24 protein-coding genes and 1 riboswitch are annotated in these 25,413 nt (G+C 68.7%); of the genes, 11 read left to right on the top strand and 13 right to left on the bottom strand.

Annotated features, from left to right (window positions below):
- Positions 1–60 precede the first annotated feature (60 nt).
- Positions 61–546 (bottom strand): SseB family protein, encoded by a 486-nt coding sequence (locus ABD088_RS04535; RefSeq protein ID WP_343900362.1) that lies wholly within the window; start codon positions 544–546, stop codon positions 61–63.
- Between the two features lie 129 nt (positions 547–675).
- Here ABD088_RS04535 and ABD088_RS04530 point away from each other — a divergent pair, with 129 nt between their 5' ends.
- The gene (locus tag ABD088_RS04530) at positions 676–2,382 is read left to right on the top strand and encodes a fumarate hydratase (RefSeq protein ID WP_343900361.1); all 1,707 of its coding nucleotides are present in this window, start codon (positions 676–678) and stop codon (positions 2,380–2,382) included.
- Positions 2,383–2,414: 32 nt separating this feature from the next.
- On the opposite strand, the gene ABD088_RS04525 is transcribed toward ABD088_RS04530, so the two are convergent.
- On the bottom strand, positions 2,415–3,362 hold the full coding sequence (locus ABD088_RS04525; protein WP_343900360.1) for a M15 family metallopeptidase: 948 nt from the start codon (positions 3,360–3,362) through the stop codon (positions 2,415–2,417).
- A gap of 101 nt (positions 3,363–3,463) precedes the next feature.
- Between ABD088_RS04525 and dcd the strand changes: the two genes are divergently transcribed.
- Complete coding sequence (gene dcd, locus ABD088_RS04520) at positions 3,464–4,045, top strand: dCTP deaminase (protein WP_343900359.1); 582 nt, start codon at positions 3,464–3,466, stop codon at positions 4,043–4,045.
- Between the two features lie 22 nt (positions 4,046–4,067).
- On the opposite strand, the gene ABD088_RS04515 is transcribed toward dcd, so the two are convergent.
- Together ABD088_RS04515 and ABD088_RS04510 are read right to left on the bottom strand one after the other, a co-directional pair.
- Complete coding sequence (locus tag ABD088_RS04515; protein ID WP_343900358.1) at positions 4,068–4,835, bottom strand: SDR family oxidoreductase; 768 nt, start codon at positions 4,833–4,835, stop codon at positions 4,068–4,070.
- The gene (locus tag ABD088_RS04510; RefSeq protein WP_343900357.1) at positions 4,832–6,178 is read right to left on the bottom strand and encodes an MFS transporter; all 1,347 of its coding nucleotides are present in this window, start codon (positions 6,176–6,178) and stop codon (positions 4,832–4,834) included. The genes ABD088_RS04515 and ABD088_RS04510 overlap by 4 nt, the downstream gene beginning before the upstream one ends.
- Before the next feature lie 153 nt (positions 6,179–6,331).
- On the opposite strand from ABD088_RS04510, the gene ABD088_RS04505 reads away from it, so the two are divergent.
- From ABD088_RS04505 to mnhG, 6 genes are read left to right on the top strand one after another with little or no spacing between them, the layout of a single operon-like run.
- Positions 6,332–9,319 carry a Na+/H+ antiporter subunit A gene (locus ABD088_RS04505; RefSeq protein WP_343900355.1) on the top strand — a complete coding sequence of 996 codons (2,988 nt, stop codon included), beginning with the start codon at positions 6,332–6,334 and terminating at the stop codon, positions 9,317–9,319.
- The gene (locus ABD088_RS04500) at positions 9,316–9,888 is read left to right on the top strand and encodes a Na(+)/H(+) antiporter subunit C (RefSeq protein WP_343900354.1); all 573 of its coding nucleotides are present in this window, start codon (positions 9,316–9,318) and stop codon (positions 9,886–9,888) included. The genes ABD088_RS04505 and ABD088_RS04500 overlap by 4 nt, the downstream gene beginning before the upstream one ends.
- On the top strand, positions 9,885–11,510 hold the full coding sequence (locus ABD088_RS04495) for a Na+/H+ antiporter subunit D (protein WP_343900352.1): 1,626 nt from the start codon (positions 9,885–9,887) through the stop codon (positions 11,508–11,510). The genes ABD088_RS04500 and ABD088_RS04495 overlap by 4 nt, the downstream gene beginning before the upstream one ends.
- 41 nt (positions 11,511–11,551) lie before the next feature.
- Positions 11,552–12,175, top strand: a complete 624-nt coding sequence (locus tag ABD088_RS04490) for a Na+/H+ antiporter subunit E (protein ID WP_372710426.1) — start codon at positions 11,552–11,554, stop codon at positions 12,173–12,175.
- The gene (locus ABD088_RS04485; protein WP_343900348.1) at positions 12,172–12,438 is read left to right on the top strand and encodes an MrpF/PhaF family protein; all 267 of its coding nucleotides are present in this window, start codon (positions 12,172–12,174) and stop codon (positions 12,436–12,438) included. Before ABD088_RS04490 ends, ABD088_RS04485 begins: the two co-directional genes overlap by 4 nt.
- The gene (mnhG, locus tag ABD088_RS04480; RefSeq protein WP_343900347.1) at positions 12,435–12,833 is read left to right on the top strand and encodes a monovalent cation/H(+) antiporter subunit G; all 399 of its coding nucleotides are present in this window, start codon (positions 12,435–12,437) and stop codon (positions 12,831–12,833) included. Before ABD088_RS04485 ends, mnhG begins: the two co-directional genes overlap by 4 nt.
- A gap of 7 nt (positions 12,834–12,840) precedes the next feature.
- Here mnhG and ABD088_RS04475 read toward each other — a convergent pair whose 3' ends face one another.
- A complete protein-coding gene (locus tag ABD088_RS04475; RefSeq protein ID WP_343900346.1) occupies positions 12,841–13,110 on the bottom strand; it encodes a DUF4235 domain-containing protein in 270 nt (89 codons plus the stop codon).
- Between the two features lie 68 nt (positions 13,111–13,178).
- Positions 13,179–13,305, top strand: a riboswitch (TPP riboswitch).
- A gap of 52 nt (positions 13,306–13,357) precedes the next feature.
- On the opposite strand from ABD088_RS04475, the gene ABD088_RS04470 reads away from it, so the two are divergent.
- Together ABD088_RS04470 and ABD088_RS04465 are read left to right on the top strand one after the other, a co-directional pair.
- Entirely contained in the window at positions 13,358–13,978 is a 621-nt protein-coding gene (locus ABD088_RS04470; protein ID WP_343900345.1) for an ECF transporter S component, read from the top strand.
- A 4-nt stretch (positions 13,979–13,982) separates the two neighbouring features.
- The gene (locus ABD088_RS04465) at positions 13,983–16,394 is read left to right on the top strand and encodes an ATP-binding cassette domain-containing protein (RefSeq protein ID WP_343900344.1); all 2,412 of its coding nucleotides are present in this window, start codon (positions 13,983–13,985) and stop codon (positions 16,392–16,394) included.
- Between the two features lie 12 nt (positions 16,395–16,406).
- Here ABD088_RS04465 and ABD088_RS04460 read toward each other — a convergent pair whose 3' ends face one another.
- Both ABD088_RS04460 and ABD088_RS04455 read right to left on the bottom strand, forming a co-directional pair.
- Complete coding sequence (locus ABD088_RS04460) at positions 16,407–17,663, bottom strand: SH3 domain-containing protein (protein ID WP_343900343.1); 1,257 nt, start codon at positions 17,661–17,663, stop codon at positions 16,407–16,409.
- A 25-nt stretch (positions 17,664–17,688) separates the two neighbouring features.
- A complete protein-coding gene (locus tag ABD088_RS04455) occupies positions 17,689–18,564 on the bottom strand; it encodes an aminodeoxychorismate lyase (protein WP_343900342.1) in 876 nt (291 codons plus the stop codon).
- A 69-nt stretch (positions 18,565–18,633) separates the two neighbouring features.
- Here ABD088_RS04455 and cls point away from each other — a divergent pair, with 69 nt between their 5' ends.
- Entirely contained in the window at positions 18,634–20,127 is a 1,494-nt protein-coding gene (gene cls / locus ABD088_RS04450) for a cardiolipin synthase (protein ID WP_343900341.1), read from the top strand.
- 24 nt (positions 20,128–20,151) lie between these two features.
- Here the strand turns inward: cls and ABD088_RS04445 are convergent, their stop codons facing one another.
- Genes ABD088_RS04445 through ABD088_RS04420 form a run of 6 tightly spaced genes read right to left on the bottom strand, consistent with a single transcriptional unit; the run spans position 20,152 to position 25,391 of the window.
- Entirely contained in the window at positions 20,152–22,230 is a 2,079-nt protein-coding gene (locus ABD088_RS04445) for a chorismate-binding protein (RefSeq protein WP_343900339.1), read from the bottom strand.
- Positions 22,220–22,723 (bottom strand): low molecular weight protein-tyrosine-phosphatase, encoded by a 504-nt coding sequence (locus ABD088_RS04440; RefSeq protein WP_343900337.1) that lies wholly within the window; start codon positions 22,721–22,723, stop codon positions 22,220–22,222. The genes ABD088_RS04445 and ABD088_RS04440 overlap by 11 nt, the downstream gene beginning before the upstream one ends.
- 53 nt (positions 22,724–22,776) lie before the next feature.
- A complete protein-coding gene (locus ABD088_RS04435; RefSeq protein WP_343900336.1) occupies positions 22,777–23,403 on the bottom strand; it encodes a LysE family transporter in 627 nt (208 codons plus the stop codon).
- A gap of 9 nt (positions 23,404–23,412) precedes the next feature.
- Positions 23,413–24,078 carry a Pr6Pr family membrane protein gene (locus ABD088_RS04430; protein WP_343900335.1) on the bottom strand — a complete coding sequence of 222 codons (666 nt, stop codon included), beginning with the start codon at positions 24,076–24,078 and terminating at the stop codon, positions 23,413–23,415.
- Positions 24,062–24,892, bottom strand: a complete 831-nt coding sequence (locus ABD088_RS04425) for a class I SAM-dependent methyltransferase (protein WP_343900334.1) — start codon at positions 24,890–24,892, stop codon at positions 24,062–24,064. Before ABD088_RS04425 ends, ABD088_RS04430 begins: the two co-directional genes overlap by 17 nt.
- Positions 24,893–24,929: 37 nt before the next feature.
- A complete protein-coding gene (locus ABD088_RS04420; RefSeq protein WP_343900333.1) occupies positions 24,930–25,391 on the bottom strand; it encodes a MarR family winged helix-turn-helix transcriptional regulator in 462 nt (153 codons plus the stop codon).
- Positions 25,392–25,413 lie beyond the last annotated feature (22 nt).

Here is a 25,413-nt window from a genome sequence, read left to right as displayed (position 1 = left end):
CGCGCCGAACAAACGCTCATTGACTGCCTACGACCACTGAAACCAATAGGAATTAATCATCTAGGCGCCTGCTGGGGTCCCGCCGTCGTTCGTTGCCGTGGGCGCCTGCGCTGCCGGGGAACCGTCGGGGGCGAAATCGCGCTTGATGGCCTCCACTCCGTCGGCAGGGATCTCGAAGCCCAGCTGGTGCCCGGGGTTCAGGACCAGGCCGGCGCCGGAGAGGTTGTCGATGACCGCTGCTCCGACCACCCGCACGGCGAAGGGGGCCTCGGCGATGTAGGTCTCGGGAATGCGGTTCACGTGGGTGAACAGGGCGATGACCGGCTCGCCGTCCTTGTTCTGCAGCAGCAGCGGCTGGACGTTGTCGGTTTCCTCGGTCACCTGTTCGCGGCTGAGGAAGAAGACCTCCTCGGACAGGAAGGTCGCGATGACCTGGCCCGCCTTGGCCTCATCGGCCTGCCCTTCGTGGAGTACCGTCTCCAGGTGGGTCTGCGGCTCGTCGGGATCCGGGGTTTCGGATGGGGTCTGGTTTGGCTCTTCGCTCATGCCTTCCAGCCGATCACGCCCGCCGATGAAGCGCAACCCGCCCCGCCGCAACGCAGGGTGTGCGGTTCGGGGAACCGGGCGCCCCGAATTAGACTGGGCGCAAACAACCCCGGATGCCAAGGATGCCCCATGACCGAGTTCCAGTACGAGGACCTGTTGCCGATCGGCCAGGACGAGACCACCTACCGCCGGATCGCCACCGAGGGGGTGCGCACCGTTGAGGGGCCCGCCGGCAGGACGTTCCTGGAAGTGGACCCGGAGGCGCTCTCACATCTGGCCCGGACCGCGCTGCATGACATCTCGCACTACCTGCGCCCGGCCCACCTGCAGCAGCTGCGCAACATCCTCGACGACGAGGAAGCCAGCGCCAACGATAAATTCGTCGCCCTGGACCTGCTGAAGAACGCCAACATCGCAGCCGGCGGCATCCTGCCCATGTGCCAGGACACCGGCACGGCCATCGTCATGGGAAAGCGCGGCCAACACGTGCTCACCCAGGGCCCGGACGAGAAGGCGCTGTCGCAGGGGATCTACGATGCCTACACGCAATTGAACCTGCGCTACTCCCAGCTGGCACCGCTGACCACGTGGGAGGAAAAGTCCACGGGCAACAACCTGCCGGCCCAGATCGAGCTCTACGCCGACACCGAGCCGGGCCACGAGGAGCAGTACAAGTTCCTGTTCATGGCCAAGGGCGGTGGCTCGGCCAACAAATCGTTCCTGTACCAGGAGACCAAGGCGATCCTGAACGAGAACGCCATGTTGACGTTCCTCGACGAGAAGCTGCGTTCACTGGGAACGGCTGCCTGCCCGCCGTACCACCTCTCGATCGTCATCGGCGGCACCAGCGCCGAATTCGCGCTGAAGACGGCCAAGTATGGTTCCGCGAAGTACCTGGACAACCTGCCGACCACCGGTGCCATGACCGGACGGGGTTTCCGGGACGTGGAGTTGGAGGAGAAGGTGCTGGAACTGACCCGCCACTTCGGCATCGGCGCCCAGTTCGGCGGCAAGTACTTCTGCCACGACGTGCGCGTGGTGCGCTTGCCCCGCCACGGGGCCTCGCTGCCCGTGGCGATCGCCGTATCCTGCTCGGCGGACCGGCAGATGCTGGCCAAGATCACCGCCGACGGGGTTTTCGTCGAACAGCTCGAGACCGATCCCGCCCGGTTCATGCCCGATGAGTCCCACCCGGCCCTCGCGGCCCACGATGACGAGACGGACGGGGTCTCCGGCACCGGAGGCTCCTCGGTGGTCAAGATCGACCTGAACCGGCCCATGGGCGAGGTCCTCGCGGAACTGTCCAAGCACCCGGTGAAGACCCGCCTGTCGCTGACCGGGCCGCTGGTGGTGGCCCGCGACATCGCCCACGCGAAGATCCGCGAACGGCTCGACGCCGGTGAGGACATGCCGCAGTACCTCAAGGACCACCCGGTCTACTATGCGGGCCCCGCCAAGACCCCCGAGGGCATGGCCTCCGGTTCCTTCGGCCCCACCACTGCAGGGCGCATGGATTCCTATGTCGACCAGTTCCAGGCGGCTGGCGGGTCCATGGTGATGCTCGCCAAGGGAAACCGTTCCCGTCAGGTGACCGAGGCCTGCAACAGCCACGGGGGCTTCTACCTGGGCTCCATCGGCGGCCCGGCGGCGCGACTGGCCCAGGACTGCATCCGCAAGGTCGAGGTCCTCGAGTACGAGGAACTGGGCATGGAGGCCATCTGGAAGATCGAGGTCGAGGACTTCCCGGCCTTCACCGTGGTCGATGACAAGGGCAACGACTTCTTCGCCGAGACGCTCAAGCCGACGTTTACCGGGATCCCGGTCCGCGCCAAGTAGGTACTGGTGGGGCTACCGGGTCGTCGTCTGCGTCAGCGCGTGGCGGCGGTCCGGGCCCATGCGGGCATCCACCGGGTTTCCTCGGCACGGCGGGCCGCTTGCTCGGCGGCTGCCTGGCGCAGCGCCTCCTCGACGGCGGCCTGCCGTTGGGCATCGGCCTCCTGGCGTGCGGTGCCTGCGCGGTGCTCGTCCCGGGCCTGCACGAGCTGGTCCGAGTACTCCTCGAAGGTGGCGACGTCCTGTGCCCGCATCTTGCGTGCCGCCGTCGTGCCCACATAACGCAGGTGCCACGGTTCGAAGTTGTAGCCGGTGGTGGCCTGCTGGTCCTTCGGGTACCGGATGATGAACCCGAATTCGGCGGCGTGCGCAGCGGTCCACTTGCCCTCCGGCAGATCGGCCAGGCAGGCACGGAGCGAGCATTGGCCGCTGGCTGCACCGATATCGGCCGACAGGCCCAGCTGGTGTTCGCTGGTTCCGGGGCGGGCCGAGATCCTGGAGGCGTAGGCCTCGCCGTACATGTTCGTGTAGCGGCGGAACAGGCTCACCTGGTAGCCGTGGGACCGGTAGGCGCTCTCCACGATGAGGCCGTGCCCGTCCTGGCGTGCGGCGGCGAAGAGCTTTTCCAACGCGGCGGCGGCCTGGGGGACCATTTGGGCGCCGGAACCATGGACGGCCACCAGCTTCTTCGGCGTGTAGTCCCGGGGCTGCAGGGGGTGGTGTTCGTTCACCAGCACCAGCGGCGAGGCCGGGTCGTCGGTGAAGGCCGCGAAATCCTGTTCCTGGCTGGAGGTCTTCGACTTCTCCTCGTGGCCGGCCTGCCCCGGAGCGGGTTGGGAGGAGGACGACGGCGATGCCTGGGTCTCCTGCAGGTCACCCACGGGAGAAGCGTGGGCGGCGGCGGGCAGCACGAACGCAGCCGCGAGGGTGGCCGTGAGGGCCACCGCGGCCGAACGACGGTGCAGGCGTGATGATGTCGGCATGGTGTAGGTGGTGTGCCGGGCGCTCCGCGGCGTTCGCGGTGCAACTCAACCCACCGACTTCAGGATAACGCCGTCCGGGCTGCATGGGCTATTTTGGAACGGTGCTGATTTCAGACCGCGACATCCGGACAGAACTGGACTCGGGGCGCATCGGGCTGGACCCGTATGACCCCCAGATGATCCAGCCCGCCAGCGTCGACGTCCGCCTGGACCGTTTCTTCAGGCTTTTCGACAACCACAAATACGCCCATATCGATCCCTCCTTGGAGCAGCCCGAGCTGACCCGTCTGGTGGAGGTCGACCCCACCGAGGCGTTCATCCTGCACCCGGGCGAGTTCGTCCTGGGATCCACCTACGAGCAGGTCACGCTGCCCGATGACGTGGCTGCCCGGTTGGAGGGCAAGTCCTCATTGGGCCGTCTGGGCCTGCTGACGCACTCGACAGCAGGGTTCATCGACCCGGGTTTCTCCGGGCACGTGACCCTGGAACTCTCGAACATGGCGACCCTGCCGATCAAGCTGTGGCCCGGCTCGAAGATCGGCCAGTTGTGCTTCTTCAAGCTCTCCTCGGCCGCGGAACACCCCTACGGTGACGGCAAGTACGGCAACCGGTACCAGGGCCAGCGCGGCCCCACGGCATCACGGAGCCACCTGAACTTCCACCGCACCGACCTCGGCGCGTAACCTCCGGCCGGCGGGCCGGCGGTCAGCCGCGCCCGGTGAACGGCATCCCGGTGGCCGTGACCACCAGTGAATCCACCGTGACCTCCAACGGCAGTTCGGCCAGCTGGCGTACCAGCCGGGCCGCGTGGGCCACGTCGAAGACCGGCTCGACCCGGCTGCTGCCATCGGCCTGCAGGGTCCCGGTGGTGAAACCGGCGGTGAGCTCGGTGGCCGTGTTGCCGATGTCGATCTGCGAAGCCGTGATCCCGCAGCCCCTGCCGTCCAGCGAGATCGACTTCGTCAGGCCCGTGATGGCGTGCTTCGTGGTCGTGTAGGCCACGGAAGCCGGACGCGGGGTGTGGGCGGAGATGGATCCGTTGTTGATGATGCGGCCGCCGCGCGGATCCTGGGCCTTCATGGCGCGCACCGCGGCTGCGGCACAGAGCATGCTGCCGGTCAGGTTCACCGCGACGACGTCGTTCCACTCCTCGACGCTGATCTCGTCCACTGCAGCCCGCGGACCGAAGGCCCCCGCGTTGTTGAAGAGCACGTCGACCCGCCCCCAGGCCTGCACCACGGCGGTGAAGAGTGCCTCGACCTGACCGGGCACGGTGACATCGGTGGGGACGACGAGGGCCTGCGGATGCCCGTTGGCGGTCTGTTCCAACGCGTCGGCCCGGCGCCCGGCCAGGGCCACCTGCCATCCGGCGTCCAGCAGTTCGCGGGCTACGGACCGTCCGATGCCCGACCCCGCCCCGGTGACGACGATGACCCGTGCCTGGGGGTCCTGCTGGCTTCCTGCCGTGGTCACGGGGTGGCTTCCGTGGGGGCGGGTGCTCCGGGTTTGCGTACGGGAAGCAACAGGCACAAGCCGACCAGCAGGACAAGCATGATGCCCAGGATGCCGTAGCGCTGGGCGCTGCCGGAGGCCACATGCGGGGCGGCCAGGGCAATGGCGAGGGAGAACAGGGCCGGGGCCAGGAAGGACACCGCGCGCCCCGTGGTGGCATAGAGTCCGAACAGCTCGCCCTCCTTGCCCGTCGTCGCCAGCCGCGCCAGGAACGCACGGGACGAGGATTGGGCGGGGCCGACGAACAGGCACAGCATCAGGCCGAACACCCAGAACCCGGAGGCGCCGGGGGAGAGGAACACCCCGGTGGCGGCGACCAGAAGCCCGCAGAGGGAGGCGACGATGACCGCCTTGGGGCCGATCCGGTCATCGAGGAACCCGCCGATCATGGCGCCGGCGGCGGCCACGACATTGCCGATAATGGCGAACGTGATGACCTGGCTGAGCTCGAAGCCGAACGTGCCGGCGGCGATGACCCCGCCGAAGGTGAAGACCGCCGCGAGCCCGTCGCGGAACACTGCTGCGGCGATGAGGAAGAAGACGGTGTGCGGTTCGGTGCGCCAGAGGGCCTTCACGCTGCGTCCGAGCTGGCGGTAGGACTCCAGGAAGCTCACGCGTGCCATCTTCTGGCGGCGCTTGACCTCCGGGACGGCGAAGAGGACCGGCAGGCCGAATCCGAAGAACCACACGGCGGAGAAGATCGCGACCAGCCGCAGGTTCAGGGAGCCGTCCGTGGAGGCTCCGGGCCAATCCACCACGGGCTGCACGAAGAGGAACAGCACCAACGCCAGCGCCAGGATGCCGCCGAGGTAGCCCATGCCCCACCCGAAGCCGGAGACCTTGCCGATCGTCGCCGGGGTGGAGATCTGCGGGAGCATCGCGTTGTAGTTCACCGTGGCGAACTCCGAGAAGATGCTGGCCACGGCGATGAGGGTGGCGCCGAGGATGAGGAAGCGCGGGTCGGGAAGCACGAAGAAGCAGGCAGCCGTCGCGAGGGCAACCAGCAGCGTGTTCACCCCCAGCCAGAACCGTCGTCGTCCTCCGGCGTCGGAACGCTGTCCGGTCACCGGGGCCAGCAGGGCGATGACGACGCCGGCGATCGCCAGGGCATTGCCCAGCACCGCCGAGTTCGCATCGGTCTCGCCGAAGAGGGAACTGGTCAGGTAGACCGTGAATACGAAGGTGGTCATCACGGCGTTGATCGCCGCGGATCCCCAATCCCAGGAGGCCCAGGCGAGGACCTGCTTCGAAATCGTCGCCGCACCGCGGGACGGGAGGGCCGTGGGCGTGGCGTTCGGGCTCATGCCTGCATCGTAACGCCCTGCGCGAAATATCCGGGGGGACCAGCCACAAAAAGAGGTATTGCATTGATTAACTGTTAAACTCAATTCAAATACCTGACCGAACAAGCTGCGGTGACCAACCATGCGTGGCCCCGAGCCCTTCAGGAGTACATAGTGGCAGTGGTTCTCATCGCACTCTTCGCGGTGAGCGCCGTCGCGCCGTTGCTCTTCCGCAGGTTCGGACGTGCTTCGTTCTACCTGCTCGGTGCGGTTCCCGCCGTGTCCTTCGTCTGGCTGCTGCTTAACTTCCAGTCGTTCACCTCGCCGGATCAGGCAGCGTTGGGCGGCGAGCCGAACGCGCCGCCGGGACTGGTGCTCCAGTGGATCCCCGCCTTGCAGCTGGAGCTTGCCTTCCGGATGGACGCCCTGGCAGCGGTTCTGAGCCTGCTCATCCTCGGCGTCGGTGCGCTGGTGCTGTTCTACTGCGCCCGGTACTTCAAGAACGAGGACGCCAACATCGGCCCGTTCGGTGCCCAGCTGCTGGCGTTCGCCGGCGCCATGTTCGGCCTGGTGATCTCCGACGACGTGATCCTGCTGTTCATCTTCTGGGAAATCACCACCATCCTGTCCTACCTGCTGGTGGGCTTCGCCCGGGCCCGCATCTTCGCCCGCCGTTCGGCACTGCAGGCGCTGCTGGTCACCACCTTCGGCGGGCTGGCCATGCTGCTCGGCCTGGTCATGATCGGCCAGAGCGCAGGAACCTACCGGCTCTCCGAGATCATGGCGATGGCCCCCGAACTGGTCTCCCGGGGCACGCTCATCGACGTGGCCATCGCCCTGGTCCTGCTCGGCGCGGTCAGCAAATCGGCGCTGGTCCCCTTCCACTTCTGGCTGCCCGGCGCCATGGCCGCCCCCACCCCGGTCTCCGCCTACCTGCACGCCGCAGCCATGGTCAAGGCAGGCATCTACCTGGTGGCACGCCTGGCTCCCGGCTACTCGGACACCGCCTATTGGGACCCGCTGGTCATCGGGCTGGGCCTGGCGACCATGCTCATCGGTGGGTGGAGGGCCCTGCGCCAGACGGACATCAAGCTCATCCTGGCCTACGGCACCGTCTCCCAGCTCGGATTCCTCATGCTGGTCATGGGGCAGGCCAATGCCGACGCCGCCATCGCCGGGCTGGCCATGATGCTGGCCCACGGCTTCTTCAAGGCGGCACTGTTCCTGGCAGTCGGCATCATCGACCACCAGGCGGGAACCCGCGATGTCCGGCTGCTCTCCGGGCTCTGGCGGACCGCCCCGAAGCTGTTCGTCGTGGCGCTGCTCTCGGCAGCCTCGATGGCCGGCATCCCTCCGCTCTACGGGTTCGTGGCCAAGGAGTCGGTGCTCGAGGTCCTGTTCGCCGCACACGGTAGCTGGGGGACCGTGGTGCTCATCGGCGTCGTCCTCGGTTCCATCCTCACCGTCGCCTACAGCGCCCGGTTCATCTGGGGAGGCTTCGCCAGCAAGCCGGGCATGCCGGACACCCCGTTCAAGGCGGTGCCCTGGCTGTTCCTGGCCGCCCCGGCGCTGCTGACCGCCATCACGGTGGCCTTCGGCTTCTACCCGGCACCGATCGAGCACGCCGTCGCGTCCTTCGCCACCCTCTTCCCGGCCTCGGAGCACCCGATCCACCTGGCCCTGTGGCACGGGTTGACCCCGGTGCTGGGGCTCTCGGCCCTCATGGTCGTCGGCGGCCTGCTGCTCTTCCGCTGGCGCACCGGATTCGGAGCCCTCCAGGCCCGGGTGCCGGCGCTGCTCGACGCCGAACGGACCTACAAGGCGACCCTGAACGTCATCGACGAGGTGGCCGTCTGGGTCACCGGGCGCACGCAGCGTGGTTCGCTGCCGTTCTACCTGGGGGTCATCCTGCTGGTGGCGCTGATCGTCCCGGCCGTCGCCGCGTTCGCGAACGACACCCCGCTGCCGACCTCGATTGCCTGGTTCGACACCCCCGCCCAATTGGTCACGGGGCTGTGCATGATCGTCGGCGCGCTGGCCGCGGTGCGGGCCAACAGGCGCTTCCTGGCGGTGCTCATGGTCTCCGTCACCGGGTATGGCATGGCGTTCATCTTCGCCCTGCAGGGCGCCCCCGACCTCGCGCTGACGCAGCTGCTGGTGGAGACCATCGTGCTGGTGGCCATGGTGCTGGCGCTGCGCGTGCTGCCCCCGCCGTTGTGGACGGCGAACCCCTCGGGGCACCGGCTGGCCCGTGCGGTCCTGGGCATCGGATTCGGGCTGGCCATGATCGCCATCGCCATGACCGCCATGGCCTCGCGCGTCGCCGACCCGATTTCACTGTCCTTCCCCGAGCTGGCCTACTACGGCGGGGCCGGGAAGAACATCGTGAACGTCACCCTGGTGGACATCCGCGTCTGGGACACCTTCGGGGAGATCACCGTCCTGGCCGTGGCGGCGACCGGTGTGGCCTCGCTGATCTTCGTGCGGGGACGCGGCGACGTGCGCCGGCGGGCCCACGAGGTCGAGCCGGGATCCGTCGGGCGCGCCCGGACGGACGGGGGCGGCGGTAGCCGAGCCGCCGCAGCGCTGGCCACCGCACGGCATTTTGCCCAGTCGGCCAAGGACGCCTGGCTGGTGGCCGGCAAGACCATGGCGCCGGAAAGCCGTTCGATCATCTTCGAGGTCGTCGCCCGACTGGTTTTCCACACGATCATCCTCTTCTCCATCTACCTGCTGCTCGCCGGGCACAACACGCCCGGCGGCGGATTTGCCGGAGGCCTGTTGGCCGGGCTCGCGATGACGATCAGGTACCTGGCCGGTGGCCGCTTCGAACTCGTCGAGGCCACCCCCATCAGCCCGGGCACCCTGCTCGGCCTCGGACTGGGCACCGCTGCCCTGTCCGGCGTCGTGCCCCTGCTGCTCGGCGGCCACCTCTTCCAATCGGCAGTCCTGGAATTCGCGTTGCCGCTCTTCGGCGAACACAAGTTCGTCACGGCGACCTTCTTCGACATCGGTGTCTACCTCGTCGTCGTCGGCCTGGTGGTCGACGTATTGCGCAGCCTGGGATCTGAAATCGACGAGAAGATCGAAATGCGCCGCGCCCGATCCGCCAGGGGAGCCCGCAACACCGAGAGCCGGCAACGGACGGGGGCCGGACGATGACCGTGAACGTGACCCTACTGCTGGTGATGGGTGTGCTCTTCGCCACCGGCATCTACCTGCTGCTCGAACGCAGCCTGACCCGCGTGCTGTTGGGGATCATCCTGGTCGGCAATGGCGTGAACCTGCTGATCCTGGCTGCCGGGGGGCCGAGCGGGGTGGCCCCGCTGTATGAAGCAGGAACCCCCGCTGGCGATTACGCGGACCCCCTGCCGCAGGCGTTGATCCTCACCGCCATCGTGATCACCTTTGCGGTCACCGCGTTCCTGCTGGCCATGATCTACCGGTCCTGGGTCATCGCCCGGCGCGATGAACTCACCGATGACGCCGAGGACCGCCGCGTCGCGGTCAAGAGCGCCTACGACTTCGAGGAGGACTCGGAAGTCGCCGTGGAGACCTCCGAGTTCCCCGAGGACGCCGATGACGACGGCGCCATGGAACGTCCCGGCGAAACGACCCACGCCCGGGCAGCCCGGGAGGCCGGGGAACGCCTCGCCGATGACTTCCGGCAGGCCTCCTCCGAGGAGAGCGCAGGAACCAACAACCACCGCAGGAACAGGAAGGCGCGATGATGGGCACACAGACCGCAATCGACTTCGCGCCGCTGGCGGTGCTGCTGCCGATCTTCGGGGCCGCCCTGGCCTTCGTGCTGCGACGCCACGTGCTGGCCCAGCGCTCGGTGACCATCGGCGCCCTGGTCGCCACCCTCGGGCTGGAGGCCTGGATGCTGGTCTCCGCCTGGCAGAACGGGGCACAGGCCGTCACGATCGGCGGGTGGGCGCCGCCCTTTGGCATCTCCCTGGTGGTCGATGAGTTCTCCGCGCTGATGCTGGTCGTCTCCACGGCTGTCAGCCTGACAGTGCTGCTCTATGCCACGGGCCAGGGCATGGCCGACGGGGACGAGGACGGACCGGTCTCGGTCTTCCACCCCGCCTACCTGATCCTGGTCGCCGGGGTCTCCAATGCCTTCCTGGCCGGTGACCTCTTCAACCTGTATGTGGGCTTCGAGATCCTGCTGACCGCCTCCTACGTGCTGCTGACCCTGGGCGGAACCACAGCCCGCATCCGTGCCGGTGTGACCTATGTGGTTGTCTCCGTGGTCTCCTCCGTGTTGTTCCTGGTGGCCATCGGCATGATCTACGCGGCGACCGGCACCGTGAACATGGCCGACCTGGCCATCAAGCTCGCCGACATCGACCCCGGCACCCAGATGGTGCTGCACGTGATGCTGCTGGTCGCCTTCGGCGTGAAGGCAGCGGTCTTCCCACTGTCCTTCTGGCTGCCTGACTCCTACCCCACGGCGCCGGCGCCGGTCACCGCGGTGTTCGCCGGCCTGCTGACCAAGGTCGGCGTCTACGCGATGATCCGCACCGAGACGCTGCTCTTCCCCGGAGACCGGCTCAACACCGCCCTGATGGTCGTGGCCCTGCTGACCATGCTCGTGGGGATCCTCGGCGCCCTCGCGCAGGCGGACTTCAAGCGCATGCTCTCCTTCACGCTCACCAGCCACATCGGCTACATGGTCTTCGGCCTGGCCACGGGCAGCGTCGTCGCGCTCGCCGCCACCGTCTACTACGTGGCCCACCACATCATCGTGCAGACCTCGCTGTTCCTGGTCGCCGGCCTCATGGAACGCCGGGGCGGGACCACCAACGTGGACCGGCTCGGCTCCCTGGCCAAGCTCTCACCGGTGCTGGCGGTGCTGTTCTTCGTCCCGGCCATGAACCTGGCGGGCATCCCGCCGTTCTCCGGCTTCCTGGGCAAGCTGGGGCTGCTGCGTGGCGGCGTCGACCTCGGCACCCCGCTGGCCTGGGTGCTGCTCGCCGGGGCCCTGGTCACCTCGTTGCTGACCCTGTTGGCCGTGGCCCGCGTCTGGAACCGCGCCTTCTGGCGCCGCGCCGACGACGCGGAGGACCCGGACCCGATCCTCCTCATCCCCTCCGGCCCGGCGACCTCCTCCGGTGCCGGAGCGGTGGCCACCGCTCCCGCCAAGCGGGCGGCCGCCCAGGACGACCGTGACCTGCTGCCCCGGACCATGGTCTACTCGACCGGTGCCCTGGTGCTGCTGGGTGTTTCCCTGACGATCTTCGCTGGCCCGTTGTTCGATCTCGCGGACCGGTCGGCCCAGCAGATGATGGAGCGCACCCCCTACATCGAGGCCGTCCTGGGCTCCCACGCAGGAGGAGGCTCGTGAGCCCGCACCGACACCACGTCCGCCCGGCACGGCCCTCCGAGCTGCTCACCGGTTCCCGCGGAGCCCGCGCCAGGGCACGACGACGGCGGGCCAGGTTCTGGATCGAGCTGCCCCTGACACTGTGGATGGTGGTGGTCTGGGGCGCCCTCTGGCAGGACTTCAGTGCAGGGAACCTCGTCTTCGGGTTCCTGGTCTCGCTGGCCATCGTCGCCACCTTCAAGCTGCCCCCGGTCGAGCTGAGCGGGCGGTTCAACGTCTGGCAGGCCTTCCTGTTCGCCCTGCGGTTCCTGTGGCAGGTCGTCAAGGCCAGCATCCACGTCATGTTCATCGCCGTCGTCCGCGGTCCCGCGGTGCGCAACGCGGTGGTGGGCATCCGCATGCGCAGCCACGAGGACCTCATGGCCACCGCGCTGGGACATGTGCTGACCCTCATTCCCGGATCGTTCGTCGTCGAGGTCGACCGGACCACCTCGACGCTCTACCTGCACGTGCTGGACGTCAACGACGAGGCGCAGGCCGAGGCATTCCGCCAAGAGGTGCGGGACATCGAGGCGGCGCTGATCCGTGTCATGGGCAGCCGGGACGAACTGGTGGCACTGCGCTCCGAAGGCGCCTCCCCGGACACCGCCGACGCCCCCACGCCGCGGACGGAAGGAAAAGCATGATCATCATCGCCGCCTGGATTTCCGGCGTCGCCCTGGCCATCGGCGGGGTCATGGCCCTGGTCCGGCTGGCCCGTGGCCCCTCCATCCTGGACCGGACCCTGGCCCTGGACGTCCTGCTGGTCATCATCATGTGCGGGCTCTGCCTCGACATGGCGGTGAACCGGCACCTGAACCACATCGTCTTCATCGTGGTCGGCTGCCTGGTGGCCTTCATCGGGTCGGTGACGATCGCCCGCTACGTCACTGATCGGAGGACCCCATGATCGCCGTCGCCTGGGTGGATGGGGGGACGGTCGACACCGTCCTGGACTGGATCACCGCCATCTGCATGGTCGGTGGGGCCCTGATGTCGGTGGCCGCCGGCATCGGCCTGCTGCGCTTCCCCGACCTGTTCTCGCGCATGCATGCCGCCACGAAGCCCCAGGTGCTCGGGTTGTTCCTGCTGCTGCTCGCCGTCGCCCTGCAGATCAGGGCCTGGGCCGCCGTCCCGGTGCTGGTGCTCGCCTGGTTGTTCCAGCTGCTCACCGCACCGGTCACCGCCCACATGGTGGGGCGCGCCGCCTACCGGACGAAGCACCTTAAAGCAGACACGCTGGTCCTCGATGACCTCAATGAAGTGGTCTCCGAGGCCCAGCGTCGTCTGGACGAAGGCAGGTAACGGGTCCTTAGACCTCGTCCACCGTCTTGTTGAAGTGGCGGATCGTCCGCTGGGTCCCACGATTGGTCAGGACCTGGATCACCGCCGCCACGACGGCAGAGGTGACCGCGAAGCCCAGTGCATGACGCATGCTGGCCTCGGCCTGCGCCTCATGGTCACCCGGCTTCGGGGGCTTCTGCCCGGTGGCCTTGGTCCAGACGGTGTCCACGAGCTTGCCGCCAATGAACCCGGCCCCGATCGACACGATCGAACCGAAGACTTTCAGTAATACGTTCACGAACGATTCTCCCGTCGGTAGGTGATTACCCGCCCAGCATAACGCGCTGTAGACTGGCCGCACTGAATCACCTACGACAGGGGAGCGTCTCCATCCGGCCCAGGCCGGCTCCGAGGACGCTGAGAGTGCGGATCGCCGCAGACCCTCGAACCTGCTCCGGCTCGTACCGGCGAAGGGAGTCGAGAATCTCAGGACGCGCGGGCCCCGCGACGTCCTCCCCTCCTTGAACAACAAGGAGGAAGACCTCATGAGCAGCACCTTCACTACGGCACCGCCCGCCCGCCCTACCTGGCGCGTGGTGGACATCGTCGTCGCATCCGTCATCGCCGTTGCCTCCGGCGTCATCTTCTGGGGGTGGAACACGGCCCACCACCTGCTGGATTTCGCGTTCCTTGCCTTCCCGCCGTCGTCGGCCCTGCTGGCAGGGATGTGGCTCTTCCCCGCGGTGCTCGGCGCGCTCATCATCCGCAAACCCGGTGCCGCATTGTTCTGCGAAATGGTTGCCGCGGTGGTCTCCTCGTTGTTGGGCTCCGAATACGGGTGGACGGTCTGGGTCTCCGGGCTCGTCCAGGGACTGGGCGCCGAACTGGTGCTCGCCCTGTTCCTCTACCGCCGCTGGTCGCTGCCCGTGGCCCTGCTGGCCGGCCTGTTCACCGGGATCTTCGGTGGAGTCAACGACGCCTTTGTCTTCGCCTGGTTCCCCGACTACACGCAGTTCATGAAGCTGGCCTACGTGGCCTGCATGGCGGTCTCCGGCGTGGTCATCGCCGGGTGGGGCAGCTGGGCGCTCACCCGTGCACTGGCCCGCACCGGAGCGCTGTCGGCCTTGGCCTCGCGGCGGGCGGCCCACGAGCGGATCTCCGGTTGACCCGATGACGCACCACCTGCATGTGCCCCCGGCGGACCCGAGGGGTCTGCGCGGCACCGAACCGGCACTGCCCGGGGTCCGCGGCGCGGCCGTCCGCGCCCGCGGGTGGGGTTTCCAGCATGCAGGACGCGCGCAACCAGCGCTCCAGGGTGTGGAGCTGGACATCACAGCGGGCGAGCGGGTGCTGCTGGTCGGCCCCTCGGGGGCCGGGAAATCGACGCTGCTCCATGCCCTGGCGGGCGTGCTGCACGGCGACGAGGACAACACCACCGCCGGCGAACTGCTCATCGATGGAGTTCCGGCCCATGAGGCCTCCGCCCACACCGGGCTCATGCAGCAGGACCCCGAAACCCAGGTCGTCCAGGCCCGGGTCGGCGACGATGTGGCCTTTGGCGCCGAAAACCTCTGCGTTCCGCCCGCCGAGATCTGGCCGCGGGTGTCCGCGAGCCTGCGGGCCGTCGGCCTGGACCTGCCACTGGACCACCCCACCTCCGCGCTCTCCGGCGGACAGAAGCAACGCCTGGCGCTGGCCGGGATCCTGGCCATGCGCCCCGGACTGGTGCTGCTCGATGAGCCCACGGCCAACCTGGACCCCGACGGCGTGATCGACGTCCGCGACGCCATCGTGGACTCGGTGGCGCACAGCGGGGCGACGATGGTCATCGTGGAGCACCGGCTGGCTGCCTGGGCCGACGCCGTGGACCGGGTCATCGTCCTGGAGCCCGGCGGCGGAGTGGCCTGCCAGGGCACCCCCGCCGAGTTGTTCGCCCCGGGCCCCCTCCGCGACCGACTCATCCGGGCGGGCATCTGGGTTCCCGGCCACACCCCGGAACTCGGCCCGCGGACACCGGAAGCTCCGACGGGCCCGGGGCTGCTGCGCGCCCACGACCTCGCAGTAGCGCGCACCCCGCGCAGCATCCCCGCTGTGACGGGGGTGCAGCTGGAAGTAGCCGCCGGACAGGCGGTGTGCATCACCGGGCCCAACGGGTCCGGGAAATCGACGCTCGCGTTGACCTTGGGCGGACTGCTGCCCGAGCGCTCCGGAACGGTGGAGGCACTGACTGGGCTGGGGAGCACCGACAGTTCGACCCGGACCGCCGATGACGGGCACTCCCGCCGTCCGTACAGCTGGCGTGCCGGGGAACTGGTCGCGCGCATCGGCACCGTCTTCCAGGAACCCGAGCACCAGTTCGTCACCGCCACCGTGCGCGAGGAGCTGGCCTACGGCCCCCGGCACGCCCAACACCCAGGAAGCCGCGAACGCATCCATGACGACGCGGAGATCGAGCGCCGCGTGGAGGTCCTGCTGGACCGGTTGGGGCTGCGGGAACTGCAGGATGCCAACCCGTTCACGCTCTCGGGTGGGGAAAAGCGCCGGCTGTCGGTAGCTACCGTGCTCGCGGCGCGGCCCCGCCTGCTGATCCTCGACGAGCCCACCTTCGGACAGGACGCCATCACCTGGCGTGAACTGGCCCTGCTGCTGCGTGCGGAGCTCGACGACGGCGTCGCCATCATCGCCGTTACCCATGACACCGATTTCGCCGCGGCGTTGGGGGCCACCACCTACCCGGTGGCCGCTGCCCCGGCCGAGCCCGGCGAACGGGGGCGCGGGGACGGCGGACCCGGCCTCGAACCCGATGCCGGTGCCCGCGCCAGCTTCTTCGGCCGCTGCAACCCGCTGGCCAAGCTCGCCGCGGTGGTCCTGGCGACGACACCGTTGATTGCCTCGCTGGACGTGGTGGGTTCGACCCTGGTCGCGGTGGCCAGCGTGCTGTTCCTGCCCCTGGCCGGCATCAAGCCGCTGCGTTTCCTGGTCCGTGCCTGGCCGCTGCTGGTCGCCGGGCTCTTCGCCGCCTGGGGCACGGCCCTGGTGGGCAACGACTCGGGGGCCGTCCTGTGGGACCTGGGCGTCGCCACGATCAGCCAGGGGTCCTTGGCTTCCGGCGTGGCCACCGGGCTGCGCCTGCTCGCCGTGGCAGTGCCGGCAGTCATCGTCCTGTCCAGCACGGACCCCACCGATCTGGCCAACGCGCTGGCCCAGCAGGCCAGGCTGCCCCATCGATTCGTGCTCGGCGCCCTGGCCGGGATGCGGCTGATCGGGCTGTTGGCCGAGGAATGGACCACCCTGGGCATGGCCCGTCGCGCCCGCGGCGTCGGATCCCAGGGCGGGGCCGTACAACGGCTGAAGGCCAACGCCGGCCAGAGCCTGGGGCTGATGGTCCAGGCCATCCGCCGGGCATCACGCCTGGCGGTGACCATGGAGGCCAAGGGATTCGGCGGCAGCCGGCGCACGTGGGCCCGCACCGCGCGCTTCGCCTGGCGCGATGCCGGGCTCGTCACTGCAGGGCTCGCTCTCGGGGCAGCGGCCCTGTTCGCGGCGATGGCCACCGGAACCTGGAACCTCGTCTGGGGGTGACCCCCCGGCGGCTCAGCGCATGTACTCGAAGTGCCAGGCCTCCGCGTAGGGCGAGCCCTCCTCATAGACCGTGTGGTGCACCCACCCGTACCGCTTCGAGTAGGCCTTGAGCCAGAGGTGGTAGGTGCCGCCGAAACCGTAATCGCGCGTCTCCGGGAAGTCGATGGCCAGACCCCAGCCGTGGTTCGACGTGCCCGGCTTCGCGGCAATCATCGACCCCAGTTCCCGGTAGAGGTACTCCTGGGTGCCGCGCGTGCGGTACGTCAGGTCGATCTCGAGGTTGCGCCCGAACTTCTTCTTGAAGGCCTGGTTCATGGTCGTCAGATCCGCCAGCGCCGGCCCGGCGATGAGGTTCTGCCCCGGATCCCACGAGATGGCCACGAGGTTCGCCGACGCGAGCTTGCCGTTGGCCATCTTGCGGATCTGTGCCGCCGTGGTCCTCCCGGACCAGGTGCTGGTCCGCGGCTGGCTGCGCCGCAGCGTGCTGGCCCGCACCCACCCGGTGGCACCGGCGGTGCGCACGCAATACCAGCCGGCCGGGGTGGCATGGGCCTTTTCCCTCCGGGTGTCCCGCCACGCGACGGTTCCGGCGGGGAGGTCCCCGATCATCACCGCGCCATGGGCCAGGTAGGACAAGTCGGAGCCGTTGGCGGAGAAATAGTAGCGGGCACTGGTGGGCAGGCCGTTGCGGGTGGAAGTGTAGGCAGGCTCCCGGGACGTGTCGGGTTTCAGGTACTGGTGCGAAACGTACCCGGTCTTGCCGCCATAGGTCAGCCGGTACCAACCGGTGGAGGCGACGCCGGTGGCGGTGAACCGCGCGTTCTTCGCCAGCGTGCCCAGTTTGCTGCCGTTGGACGACGCGGAGGACCTGACGTTCAGCGCGGCCAGGGTCTGGACCCTGACCTTGACCGGCACCACTTGGGGTGCGGCCTTCTGCGCCGCGGCGACGACCTGGACATACCGGTTCGAGATGTACCCGGTGGTGCCCCGGTAACTGATCCGGTACCAGCCGTGGGCAGCCCGGCCCGTCGTGGAGACCGTGCTGCCCTTCGGCAGCGTCCCGAGGCGGCGCCCGGAGGCCGTGGCGGTGGCGCGCACGTTGAGGTTAGCCGTCGTCTTGACCCGGGTAGCTGCCGCGTGGGCGGCCTCCGGGACCAGCAGGTTTCCCGCACCGCCGAGCAGGGAGGCGGCGGCCAGCGCTGCGACGCCGAAGAGCCGGCGCCGTCCCAGTGGGGTGTCGGCCGGTGGGGGTGTGGGGGCGCTGTCCATGGGGTTCCTTCCCCGTCGGTGGTGCCTAGCGGATGTTCCCGACCATGGCCGAGAGTTCGTCGTGCAGTCCGCGGTCGCGGCCGATGGCGGTGCCGTCGATCGAGGTCACCGGTGCCAGCAGGCGGATGCTGGACACCAGCCAGACGGCGTCGGCCTCCAGCAGGTGGTGCGGTTCCAACGGGCCGTAGCCCAGCGACCAGCCGGCTTCCCGGGCAGCGGCGAAGATCGCCCCCTGCGTGGTCCCGGGCAGGATGCCGGTCTCCAGCCGGGGCGTCACCAGGCGTTTGACCCCGTCCCGGTGGGTGGCCAGCAGGACCGTGGAGGTCGGACCCTCCAGGACCCGGCCGTCGCTGGAGGTGAAGATGACGTCGTCGGCGCCGACCGAGTGGGCGTGGCGCAGCGCCGCCATGTTCACCGCGTAGGACAGCGTCTTGGCGCCCATGAGCAGCCAGGGGGCGCGGTCCGCGAGCGCGGAATCGTAGCCGCGGTCCAGGAGCACGACGGCGATGCCCTCCTCGCGCTGCCGGCGCCCGATGGCGGGGGCCGGGGAGACGGTGACCCAGGCGGCACCGTGGGGCTGGCCCTCGGGTCCCCGGGTGAGAACCAGCTTCACCACCGCCTCGTCGGCGTCGTCGGGTTCGCCATACTCCGCCACCGCGGTCTCGATCGCCCCGCGCCAGGCGGCTTCCTCGGGCAGGGGCAGATCGCAACTGGCCGCGGAGGACCGCAGGCGGGCCAGATGTGCGTCGAGTTTGCGCACGGTCCCGCCGGTGTAGAGCATCGACTCGAAGACCCCGTCGCCGCGGACCACCCCCTGGTCGGTGACGAGCAGTTGCGGGGCGGAGGCGTCGGCCACCCGGCCGGCGGGCGTGGCGGAATCCACGAAAACCAAGACAGTCATGCGCACCAGATTACCCTCGGGGCCCCCGCGCAGGCCGATAGGCTGGACAGATGATCTTGGGTGGAAGGCATGTCGTTGACTGAGTCGTTGTCGTTGTTCCTCTGGGGAGAACTGCCCGGATGGCTGCTGGCGGTGTTGTGGACCATCGACATCGGCATCCGCGTGGTGATGCTCGGCATCGTCCCCGGCAACCGGCGCCCCACCACTGCCATGGCCTGGCTGCTCTCGATCTTCTTCCTGCCCGTGCTCGGCCTGCTCTTGTTCCTGCTCTTCGGCAACTTCAAGCTCTCCCAGCGGCGCGTCCAACGCCAGGCCGACGTCAACGCGCGCGTCTTCGAGGCCACCCGCCACCTGGACCTGCACGACGACGAGCTCGACGCCCCCGAGTGGGTGCAGTCCGCTGCGCTGCTGAACCGGAATCTCGGCGCCTTTCCGATCCAGCAGGGCAACCGCATCGAGTTCGTCACCGATGGCCGCGAAGCCATCCGGAAGATGACCGAGGAGATCCACACCGCCCAGAAATACGTCAACGTCCAGTTCTACATCGTCGGTGACGACCCGGACCTGACGGATCCGTTCCTGCGGGCCCTCGAGGAGGCCGTGAAACGCGGCGTCAAGGTCAGGTTCCTCTTCGACCACCTCGGCACCATGCGCACCCGGGGCTACCGCAAACTGCTGCGCCGACTGGAGGCCAGCGGCATGGAATGGCGGCGCATGCTGCCGGTTTCGCCGCTGCGTCGGCAGTGGCGTCGGCCGGATCTGCGCAACCACCGCAAGATCCTGGTGATCGACGGCGAGGTCGCCTACAGCGGCAGCCAGAACCTCATCGAGCCCGGCTACAAGCGCGCCTCGGCCCACAAGATCGGCCGGGAATGGATCGATTTGATGGCCCGGGTCAAGGGGCCGCTGGTCACCGCCCTCGACGTCGTCTTTGCCACCGACTGGTCCCAGGAGACCGACGAGAACCTCATACAGCACGTCAACGAGGGCGGTGTGCCGACCGAGCGTGGAGACGTCACCGCGCAGCTGGTGCCCAGCGGGCCGGGGTTCGATTCGGAGAACAACCTGCGCCTGTTCAACACGCTGATGTACTCGGCCACCGAGAAGCTGACGATCACCAGCCCGTACTTCGTCCCCGACGATTCGATGTTGTATGCGATCACCACCGCGGCCCAGCGCGGGGTCGAGGTGGAACTGCTGGTGTCCGAGCGCGGCGACCAGGCACTGGTCCACCACGCCCAGCGGTCCTACTACCTGCAGCTGCTGCGCGCCGGGGTGAAGATCTACCTGTACCGCAAGCCGTACGTGTTGCACACCAAGTGCTTCACCGTCGACGACGATGTGGCGGTCTTCGGCTCCTCCAACATGGACATGCGCTCGTTCTCGCTGAACCTGGAGGTCTCCGTGATGCTCCTCGGGGCCCGCGCCGTGCGGGAAATCGACAGGATCCAGGCCGAATACAAGGAAAAATCCACGCTGTTGACCCTTCAGGACTGGGAGGGCCGCTCACGGTGGGAACGCTACGTGGACAACGTCGCCCGCCTGACGTCCACGCTGCAATAGGCCACGGTGGCGGCTGGGCGGAGCTCAGTCGCCGGAACTGATCCGGGCAGCGAAAGTGGTTCCCACCGCCCGCAGGACACCGCGGGACTTGGTGGCCACCTCATCCCATTCCGCGGCCGGATCCGAGTCGGCGGTGATGGCGCCGCCGAGCCCCAATGAGAGCCGCCACCCGGCCGCGGGCCCGGGGTCCCGGTGGGAAACCAGGGTGCGGATCACCACCGCCAGGTCGGCGGCTCCGGTATGGGAGAAGTAGCCGGCCGCCCCGGAGTACACCCCGCGGGGGCGCCCGTTCTCCAACCGGTCCAGGATCGCCATCGTGGAGATCTTGGGCGCACCGGTCATGGAGCCGGGCGGGAAGGCGACGGCAACTGCCTCGGCCCGGGAGGCATCGGGAAGGAGCTTGGCCTCGATGGTGGACACCAGCTGGTGCACCGTCGCGTACGTCTCCACCGCGCACAGGCGGGGGACCCGCAGCGTCGAGGGATCGGCGAAGCGGGAGAGGTCGTTGCGCAGCAGGTCCACGATCATGATGTTCTCCGCCTGGTCCTTCGGCGCGGTGGCCAGGTCGGCGGCGAGTGCTGCATCCTCCGTCGGGTCGGTGGAACGCGGGCGGGTGCCCTTGATGGGTTCGGCCCGCAGCAGCCCGGTGGAGTCCAGCGACAGGAAGCGCTCGGGGGAGGAGCTGGCGACCGCGATCGAGTCCCAGCGGATGAAGTGCGCGAAGGGTGCCGGGCTGGAGGCACGCAGCGACAGGTAGGTGGAGTAGGGGTCGAAACCATCGTCACGGTCACCGTCTTGCTCCGGCACGTGTGAGTGCAGGGAGGTGGTCAGGCAGATCTCGTAGCTGTTGCCCTCGGTGATCTCCTGCTGGGCGGCCCTGATCTTCTCCAGGTAGCCGGTGCGCGAATCCTCGGCGGTGAACACCGGCGGTGCGCCGGCCGGCGCTGCCGTCCCGGAGCCTGTGGCAGCGGGGGTGTGCAGGACCTCCTGCAGCGCATCCAGCCAGGGGGCTGCGTCAGGGGAAGCCAACGCCAGCAGCCAGGCCTCGGAGCGTTCATGATCCAGGACCACTGCCCGCCCCGGGTGGAGCAGGGCCGCGTCGGGTGTCGGGCTCGAGGTGTTGTCGACACCTCCGGATTCGCGGCCGAGCTCATAACCGAGCCAGCCCAGCCATCCGAGCGCGAAACCGCAGTCGAAGCCCTCGGGTGCCTCGAGCCGGGCGGTGCCCCAATTGCGGTCCAGCCAGGCGAAGAAGCGCCCGGCCAGGCGGGTACGGGTGCAGCCGATGGCCACCTCGGTGGTTCCGGACCGGTGCTCGACCCGGGTGGCGGCAGCACCGCCGTCGTCGGCCAGGATGCTGAACCGGTTGCGGGTGTTGCCCGGGGTTCCCGCGCTGGAGGAGTCCAGGAACACGGCATGCCGACCCGGGAAATGCCGCTCGAACAGCCCAGCGGCGTCGATCGGCCCTTGAGGCAGCTGCAGCCGCCGGGAGATCAACGGCGGGGTGGCGGCAGCCTGGATCTCGGGGCGCAGCGTCTCCTGGAGTGCCGGGAGCTGGGCCAGGGCGCGCAGGGTGTCGGCGGGGGCGGAGCCGTCGGCCCGGTTGAACACCAGGATGTCGGCAAGGTCCGGAACGGGGTCGGTGGCGAGCCAGCCGCGCTCCTGTTCGGCCCAGCGGTCCCAGTGCGGGGCAAAGGTGTCGCCATCGCGCAGCAGTGCGCGCCGCCGTCGTGCGGTGTCCTGGACCTCGACCCAGATCACCGCGTCCAGGTAGGGGCGTGCCTCGCGGCAACCGGCCCCGACCCCCTCGACGATGACCACGTCGGCCGCCTTGGTGCTGCGGCGCTCGCCGTCGGTGTCGTGGACCCAGTCCCATGCGGTCCAGCGGGCGTCCTCGCCCCAATGCAGGGACTCCAGGACCTGGGCGACGTAGCGTTCGCGGCCGGCAGCCAGGCCGTCCCAGCCGGTGTAGACGTCCTCCAGGTGGAAGACCGAGACGCTGCGGTGGACCCGCAGGGCGGTGGCCAGCTCCAGCGCCAGCGTGCTCTTCCCCGCGCCGGAGCGGCCGTCAACCGCGATGAGGGTGGGGGATCTACGCGCCACGCGTGTCCGCGGTCTGCGCCTTGATGTGCTGGACCAGGCCGGGCAGGGCGGCGGAGATGAGCTGGGACGTCGTCTGGAAGTCGGCCTCGTCGCCATACCAGGGGTCGTAGATGCCCTGGCGTGCCGGTGCCTCCCGGGCCACTGCCGGGTCGAAGGAGCGCAGCATGCGGATCCGGGAGCGGTCCGTCTCGTCGGTGGCCAGCCGCCGCAGGTGGTTGAAGTGGTCGGTGTCCAGGGCCAGGATGAGGTCCGTCTGGGCGAAATCGGCAGCGGTGAATTGCCGGGCCCGATGCCTGGAGGCGGTGATGCCCTGGCCGGCCAGCACCTCGGCCGCGCGCGGGTCGATGGGGTTGCCCGTCTCCCAGTCGCTGGTGCCGCAGGAGGCCACGTCCACGTCCTCCAGCCCGGCATCCTGCACCGCCTGCCGCAGCATGTACTCCGCCAGGGGCGACCTGCAGATGTTTCCGGTGCAGACGGTCAGGATCCTGTACATGCAGCCAGTCTATGCATGCCGGGGCCGCGGTGGCAGGGCACGCTGCGGCGGGTCTACTGGTGCATCAACAGCAGGAGTGCGGCCACGAAGATGAACAGGGTCCCGAACACCAGGTTCAGGATGCGCTGGCCGCGTGCATTGCGGGTGAAACGGCGGAACCCCTTGGCGGTGGCGGCGAAGAAGAACCACATGACCAGGATGTCCACGGCCACGATCGTGCCGATGAGCACGAGGTACTGCGCCAGCAGCGGTTCCTGGGGCCGGATGAACTGCGGGGTGAAGGCCAAAAAGAAGACGATGGCCTTCGGGTTGAGCAGGTTCACCCAGAGGCCGCGGCGGAACATCGAGGTGGCCGATTCGTGGGCGCGGACGTCCAGTGCCGCCGTATCGGCGTCGGGTGTGGCGCGCAGTAGTCCGATGCCGAGATAGACGAGGTAGGCGGCGCCGAGGTACCGGACCACGGCGAAGGCGACGGGTGAGTTGGCGACCAGGACGCCGACCCCTGCGGCGACGATGAGCACATGCACCAACAGTGCCGCCTGCTGGCCCAGGATGCCCCAGAAGGACCTGCGGAATCCGGAGTTCAGGGCGTTGTTCATGGTGTTGATCGCCCCGGCGCCGGGTGTGAAGCTGATGAGGAGGCAGGCACCCAACAACGAGAGCCACAGCGAAAAGGTCACCCGAGGATCCTATGTCCCCGCTGGCCGCCGCCGGAGACCGGATGACCCGAGTGTGAAGACCAGGGCGCCGACGCCGACGATGGCCACGGCAATGCCCACGGCGTAGAGCGCCACCGCACCGTAGCCCTGGGATGGATCCAGGAAGGGGTAGGGCACCCACCCGTCGGTGGCGCCGCGCACCAGCACCACGGCCAGCCACACCAGCGGATAGGCGGCGACATAGCCCAGTTTCCGCAACGGGATGCGGAACGTGTCGGGGAACAGGAGCCAGTCGAGCAGGCAGTACACCGGGAAGACGACGTGCAGCACGGTGTTGGCCCAGGCCAAGTCGATGCCACCGGCCAACCCGGTGAGCAGGGTGTTGTAGACGATGCCGGTCACGACCATGTAGGTCGTCGCGGCTGCCCGCAGGATGACCAGGGTGGCCGGGATGCGCCGCCGGCGCAGGGACATCAGGGCGGTGGCGGCCAGGAGGGCGGCGGCGATCAGGTTTGACTGGATGGTGAAGAAGCCGAAGAAGTTGAACGGGTTCACCGGCGAGCGCGTCGAGGTGTCCAGGAACGTGGAGGTGACTGCGGCGATAACGACCACTGCGGCGACGAGCCGCAGGACGGAAGCGGTTCTGCGCAGGGAGCCCGTCCTGGCGGAGGGGGGCCGATCAGTCCTGGGCGACATGGGCAATGAGTTCGACGCTGGGCATGATGAACACCGCTGCAGGGTCTGACGCCCAATCGCGCCAGCCGGCGGCGATGGATTCGAGGGCGGGAAGATCGGCGAACCCGTGTTCGAGGGCCTGCTCGGCATAGCTGGAGTGCAGGGCACGCTCCGCCCAGCCCAGCCCGAATTCGTTGCGTCGTTCGGGGGTTCCGTGGATCCAGGTCGACGCGGTGATGTCCAGGTCGGCGGGTTCGAATCCGGCGTCGAGCGACCAGGCCAGTAGTCGGCGTCCGGCATTCGGCTCGGCGCCGTTGGAGCGCGAAATCGCGTCGTAGACCTCACGCCACCGGTCCATCGCGGCACTGCCGGGGAACCATGACATGGCAGCATAGTCGGCCTCCCGCAGCGAGAGCACTCCGCCCGGTGCGGTGACGCGGCGCAATTCGCGCACGGCGGCCACCGGGTCGGCGAGGTGGTGGAGCACCTGGTGGGCATGCACGATGTCGAAGGAGCCGTCGTCGTACTGCAGATCGTAGATGTTGCCCGGTTCGTAGGTGGCGTTCTGCACGCCCTGTGCCGCGGCGAGGTCGCGGGCGGTGGCCAACACGTCCTCGGAACGGTCGACGCCGATCGCCTGGCCGCTGCCATCGGGGGAGGCAATGCGGCGGGCGAGGTCCAGGGTGATGGACCCCGGCCCGCAGCCCACGTCGAGCAGGCGCTGGCCGGGGGCCAGGTGCGGCAGCAGGTGCGGGGCGGAGTCGGCGGCGGTGCGCACCGCATGGGCGCGGACGACGCTCTCGTGGTGGCCGTGTGAGTAAACCTCATTGTCCATGGGTTGAGCCTAGGCCGCGGGGGCGTGCCCCGGACAGCTAGATGTCGAGTTTTTTCGTCGCGTCGTCGACCGCCCGGGAAGCATCCGCCATGAAGCGGGAGATGATGCCGACCTCTGCCTCGGTGTAGCCGTCGATGGCCTGGCCCAGGGCGCGGGCCAACGGGCCGAACATGCGCCGGCCTTCGGAGACGGCATGGTCGGTCACCGCGATGCGCACCACCCGGCGGTCCTCCTCCGAACGGTGACGCACCACGTGTCCGCTGCGTTCGAGGCGGTTGACCAGGGCCGAGGTGGCCGGCGGGCTCAGGTGCAGTTCCCGGCCCAGCGCAGATGCCGTGGGCGGTTGACCCGCCTGCTCATGGCGCATGATCACCGTGATGGCATTGAGGTCGCTGCGGTGCATCGAATTGTCGCCGCCGGTGGTGTCCACGAAGCGGTCCGACGCCTGGGTGAATTCCTGGAGGAGCCGGACCAACTGGAAGTTTGCTCCGTTGTCCACTGTCGAAGTCTAGCGCCGATCG

Origin of the sequence: Arthrobacter rhombi (assembly GCF_039526245.1) — a bacterium.
Lineage (GTDB): Bacteria > Actinomycetota > Actinomycetes > Actinomycetales > Micrococcaceae > Arthrobacter_H > Arthrobacter_H rhombi.
The sequence above is the reverse complement of the archived record's forward strand: the minus strand, read 5'-3'. Positions and strand labels throughout refer to the sequence as shown.

Coding starts and splice junctions, on each gene's coding strand:
- ABD088_RS04535 (WP_343900362.1), bottom strand. CDS start 546: ATGAGCGAAGAGCCAAACCAGACCCCATCCGAAACCCCGGATCCCGAC.
- ABD088_RS04465 (WP_343900344.1), top strand. CDS start 13,983: ATGACGCACCACCTGCATGTGCCCCCGGCGGACCCGAGGGGTCTGCGC.
- ABD088_RS04425 (WP_343900334.1), bottom strand. CDS start 24,892: ATGGACAATGAGGTTTACTCACACGGCCACCACGAGAGCGTCGTCCGC.
- ABD088_RS04440 (WP_343900337.1), bottom strand. CDS start 22,723: ATGTACAGGATCCTGACCGTCTGCACCGGAAACATCTGCAGGTCGCCC.
- ABD088_RS04430 (WP_343900335.1), bottom strand. CDS start 24,078: ATGTCGCCCAGGACTGATCGGCCCCCCTCCGCCAGGACGGGCTCCCTG.
- ABD088_RS04495 (WP_343900352.1), top strand. CDS start 9,885: ATGATGGGCACACAGACCGCAATCGACTTCGCGCCGCTGGCGGTGCTG.
- ABD088_RS04470 (WP_343900345.1), top strand. CDS start 13,358: ATGAGCAGCACCTTCACTACGGCACCGCCCGCCCGCCCTACCTGGCGC.
- ABD088_RS04510 (WP_343900357.1), bottom strand. CDS start 6,178: ATGAGCCCGAACGCCACGCCCACGGCCCTCCCGTCCCGCGGTGCGGCG.
- ABD088_RS04455 (WP_343900342.1), bottom strand. CDS start 18,564: ATGACTGTCTTGGTTTTCGTGGATTCCGCCACGCCCGCCGGCCGGGTG.
- ABD088_RS04525 (WP_343900360.1), bottom strand. CDS start 3,362: ATGCCGACATCATCACGCCTGCACCGTCGTTCGGCCGCGGTGGCCCTC.
- ABD088_RS04500 (WP_343900354.1), top strand. CDS start 9,316: ATGACCGTGAACGTGACCCTACTGCTGGTGATGGGTGTGCTCTTCGCC.
- mnhG (WP_343900347.1), top strand. CDS start 12,435: ATGATCGCCGTCGCCTGGGTGGATGGGGGGACGGTCGACACCGTCCTG.
- ABD088_RS04485 (WP_343900348.1), top strand. CDS start 12,172: ATGATCATCATCGCCGCCTGGATTTCCGGCGTCGCCCTGGCCATCGGC.
- cls (WP_343900341.1), top strand. CDS start 18,634: ATGTCGTTGACTGAGTCGTTGTCGTTGTTCCTCTGGGGAGAACTGCCC.
- ABD088_RS04530 (WP_343900361.1), top strand. CDS start 676: ATGACCGAGTTCCAGTACGAGGACCTGTTGCCGATCGGCCAGGACGAG.
- ABD088_RS04460 (WP_343900343.1), bottom strand. CDS start 17,663: ATGGACAGCGCCCCCACACCCCCACCGGCCGACACCCCACTGGGACGG.